Annotated in this window: 5 protein-coding genes and 1 pseudogene; 4 read left to right on the forward strand and 2 right to left on the reverse strand. The window is 63.9% G+C overall.

Annotated elements, in window-relative coordinates; all coding sequences use genetic code 11:
• The 3 genes and pseudogenes from AX702_RS02965 to AX702_RS02975 form a co-directional block, all read left to right on the forward strand.
• Nucleotides 1-247: pseudogene (locus tag AX702_RS02965) on the forward strand (TetR/AcrR family transcriptional regulator); the annotation flags it as partial.
• A 75-nt stretch (nucleotides 248-322) separates the two neighbouring features.
• The gene (locus AX702_RS02970) at nucleotides 323-1,153 is read left to right on the forward strand and encodes an aldo/keto reductase (protein ID WP_062127102.1); all 831 of its coding nucleotides are present in this window, start codon (nucleotides 323-325) and stop codon (nucleotides 1,151-1,153) included.
• Between the two features lie 6 nt (nucleotides 1,154-1,159).
• A complete protein-coding gene (locus AX702_RS02975) occupies nucleotides 1,160-1,807 on the forward strand; it encodes a TMEM175 family protein (protein WP_062127104.1) in 648 nt (215 codons plus the stop codon).
• Nucleotides 1,808-1,850: 43 nt separating this feature from the next.
• Here the strand turns inward: AX702_RS02975 and AX702_RS02980 are convergent, their stop codons facing one another.
• Together AX702_RS02980 and AX702_RS22795 are read right to left on the reverse strand one after the other, a co-directional pair.
• Nucleotides 1,851-2,045, reverse strand: coding sequence for a hypothetical protein (locus tag AX702_RS02980; protein WP_007406887.1), 195 nt, complete (start codon nucleotides 2,043-2,045; stop codon nucleotides 1,851-1,853).
• A gap of 49 nt (nucleotides 2,046-2,094) precedes the next feature.
• The gene (locus AX702_RS22795) at nucleotides 2,095-2,181 is read right to left on the reverse strand and encodes a hydroxyisourate hydrolase (RefSeq protein ID WP_231729964.1); all 87 of its coding nucleotides are present in this window, start codon (nucleotides 2,179-2,181) and stop codon (nucleotides 2,095-2,097) included.
• Nucleotides 2,182-2,506: 325 nt separating this feature from the next.
• Between AX702_RS22795 and AX702_RS21510 the strand changes: the two genes are divergently transcribed.
• A complete protein-coding gene (locus AX702_RS21510; RefSeq protein ID WP_211091119.1) occupies nucleotides 2,507-3,469 on the forward strand; it encodes a glycosyltransferase in 963 nt (320 codons plus the stop codon).
• Nucleotides 3,470-3,516 lie beyond the last annotated feature (47 nt).

Consider the following 3,516-nt stretch of genomic DNA (forward strand, 5'->3'; position numbering starts at 1 on the left):
GGCGTCCGCCGCCATCGAATGCCTGCTGCGCGACAAGCGCATCGCGGCGGAGGCCCTCCTGATCGAGCGTCTGCAACGCGGCGCCGCGCAGGGCGAGCTTGCGGCCAACTCCGATCCGGCCGTGCTGGGCAAATTCATCAATACGGTCATGGAAGGCATGTCCGTTCAGGCGCGCGACGGCGCTACGATCAACGAACTGCTCTCCATCGCCAAAATGGCACTCGATCGATGGCCGGCCGCGATATGATCGCTACATGGTGGTCATCTGCCAATCCGCCTCCCGCGACCGAACAGTCGAACTCATCTCATAGGACAAAAGCACATGAAACACGTGACATTGCCCGGCGGGGAAGTGGTTCCTTCGATGGGTCAAGGCACCTGGAAGATGGGCGAACGTGCCGAACGGCGATCCGATGAGATCGCCGCGCTGCGCACCGGTGTCGAGCTGGGCATGACGCTCATCGATACCGCTGAAATGTATGGCGATGGTGCGGCGGAAACGCTGATCTGCGAAGCGCTCGGCGATCGTCGCGACCAGTTGTTCCTCGTCAGCAAGGCGTATCCACAGAACGCATCGCGCTTCCGCCTTGCCGGTGCGTGCGAGGCGAGCCTGAAGCGGCTCGGCACCGATCGGCTCGACCTCTACCTGCTCCACTGGCGTGGATCGGTGCCGCTCGCTGAGACGATAGAGGCAATGGAGGCGCTGAAATCGGCAGGAAAGATTCGGCATTGGGGTGTCAGCAACCTCGATACCGACGATATGGGCGAACTTGTCGCTGCCGGCGGGGATGGCTGCGTGACCGATCAGATCCTATACAATCTCGTCCGTCGAGGCCCTGAGTTGGACTTGTTGCCGTGGCTCGCACAGCACAACGTGCCAGTGATGGCGTATAGTCCCGTCGAGCAGGGACGCCTCTCAAGCCATCCCGCCCTCGACAAAGTAGCGGCCCAGGTTGGCGGAACCCCTGCGCAGGTCGCACTTGCCTGGACGTTGCGCCACGATAGCCTTATCGCCATCCCGAAAGCGAGTTCGATTGCACATGTGCGGGAGAACCGCGCTGCCGCAGATATCGTCCTCTCCGACGCCGACCTTGCGACACTCGATGCGGCATTTCCCCGGCCAGCGGGCCGTCGCCCACTCGAAATGCTGTAGCGTCAGATGGCGACATCGTCTTTCAAAGCAACCGAACGGAAATCGGACCGCCTCGAGGCATTCATGGACGCGGTGCTGGCAATTGCCATCACCCTCCCGGTGACCGAACTACACGCACCAGAGCCGACTGACGGCGACCTGGCAGCGGCATACCTAAAGCTGGCACCGGAATATGCCGCCTACGCCCTTAGCGTGATCCTGATCGGTCTTTACTGGGCTTCCAGCCACTTCACCGGCAAGCTTCTGCAAAAAACCGATCATGGCTACAATCTGCTCAGCATCGGCTTTCTTGCCGCTGTCAGCATCACGCCATTTCCTGCGCGGCCGCTCATCGAGCATCTCGGCGGTGACGCGGAAAGCAAGACCGCCGTTTTGGCCTATCTGGGCGTGGCAGCGGCGCCGGCGACGTGGTGGTTCGTGCGTTGGGTCTATGCAACCGCGAGGGGGCTTCCAGACCAGCGCCTGACAGACGCCTACCTCAGGCGAACAACCCTCAAATTCGCCGTCACCGCCGGAGCCTATTGGGCAGCCTTTGCCCTGGCAATCTGGAATTGGCGTGCTGGACTGATCGTCGCGGGGATCGTTACGTTGAGCTATATCGTTCCGCCAGCAAAGCCCAGCTACAAGCCAGGCCAAGAACCGGAGAATGGTTGAGACCGGCTATAGACCCGGCGAGGCGGATGCTCACATCGGCTAATCAATCCAGGATCTTATCGATCGTGATCGGCAGGGACCGCACCCGCTTACCGGTCGCGTGATAGATCGCGTTAGCAATCGCAGCGGCGGTGCCGACGATGCCGATCTCGCCTAGGCCTTTCACCCCAAGCGGAGTGCTGCGGACGTCGCAGCGCTGGTCGACCGCCTCGACCGGTACCTGCGCTCGCTCGAGCACGAGCTATACAAGCCGATGTTCGAGGCAGGGATCGAGGCGTGATTGGTGGTCAGTTGCCCCGGGTGGTGGAGTAGCCGTAGGGGCTGACCACGACGGGGACATGGTAGTGCGCGGCAGGATCGATGACGCGGAACACGAGCTCGATCTCGGGGAAGAATGGCGCCGCTTTCCGTTCGGGTAGCCCGACATGTCGAACTGCAGTCTGTAGATGCCCGGCGCGAACCGCGACGGCTACCTACCCGACGCCGATCTCTCGGTCGAAATCGAGCAAACCTGTAGTCCTGCATTACGATCTGGCATCTTGCATCACCGCGAGCAGCTATCGAAACCGGCGTTTATCACCTACAGTCCTGCAAGGCAGGGTCGCCGGTCCTGCGAAACTGATGGTGGGGGTGCCGTTGCGACCTGTGTCAGCTGCGATCTGTGTTCCGGTCCGCAACGAGGAGACTGCGTTACCGAAGTTGCTGGAGGCGATCGGGCGACTGGACCTGGGCGACGTCGAGGCTGCCGTGTTCTTCCTCCTTGATGATTGCTCGGATGCGAGCGAGCAGGTAATACTCGAGCATGCTGGTCGCATGGCCCTTCCGTTCACGGTGGCTCAGGGAGACCCGTGCCCTGATGCCAATGCCGGTCGTGCCCGCCGGGCCGCCATCGCCCTCGGCCTGCATCATGCGACGAGCACGCCCCACGGTATTCTCCTGACGACCGACGCCGACAGCCAGCCCCGTGCCGATTGGGTCAGGGCGGCACTGCAGGGCCTGGCCTCGGCCGACCTTGTCGCCGGGCGAATCGTCCGGATCGCAGCGGAGCGGGATCCGGTGCAGGGGAGGGTCGAGCGCTACCTCGATCGGCTTCACGCCTACCGACGATCGGTCGACCCCGTTCCGTGGGACAGTCCGACCGGCTCCCACTGCTCGGGAGGCGCCAACATGGCCTTCCGACCCGGAGCCTATCAGGCACTGGGTGGCTTCCAGCCGGTGCCATGCGGCGAGGACGCCGCCCTGCTCGACGATGCCGGGCGCGCCGGGTTTCGCGTGCGCCGCGATCCCGGCATGGTGGTTGCGACCTCCTCACGGCGGCTCGGCCGGGCGCCGGGCGGCATGGCGGCTGCGCTCAGTGCCATCGACCATCACGGGGCACCCTCAATGCCGCATCCCCGAGGGGCGGCATGGCAATACCGACAGCAGGCGGAGGCGCGCCGCATCTGGGCCGGGCTCCCCGATTCCTTTGTCGCAGCTCGCTTCGGCGACCGTATCGGATTGACCGGTGACCATGTGATCGGCGTCGCGCGCGACTGCCCCAACGCAGAGGCGTTCGCCATGCGTGTCGTGCCGGCGCTGCCCGATATACCCGACGTCACCCTCGTCGAGGCCGAGCATGCCCTGGCAACGCTCGAGAACCAGCTTTGCGAGCAGGCGGTATGACGACGGCCGGAGCTCTGCGTCATGGGATCGTCGCGGCGGGGTGGGCG

Origin of the sequence: Sphingomonas sp. CCH5-D11 (assembly GCF_001557395.1) — a bacterium.
GTDB lineage: Bacteria > Pseudomonadota > Alphaproteobacteria > Sphingomonadales > Sphingomonadaceae > Sphingomonas.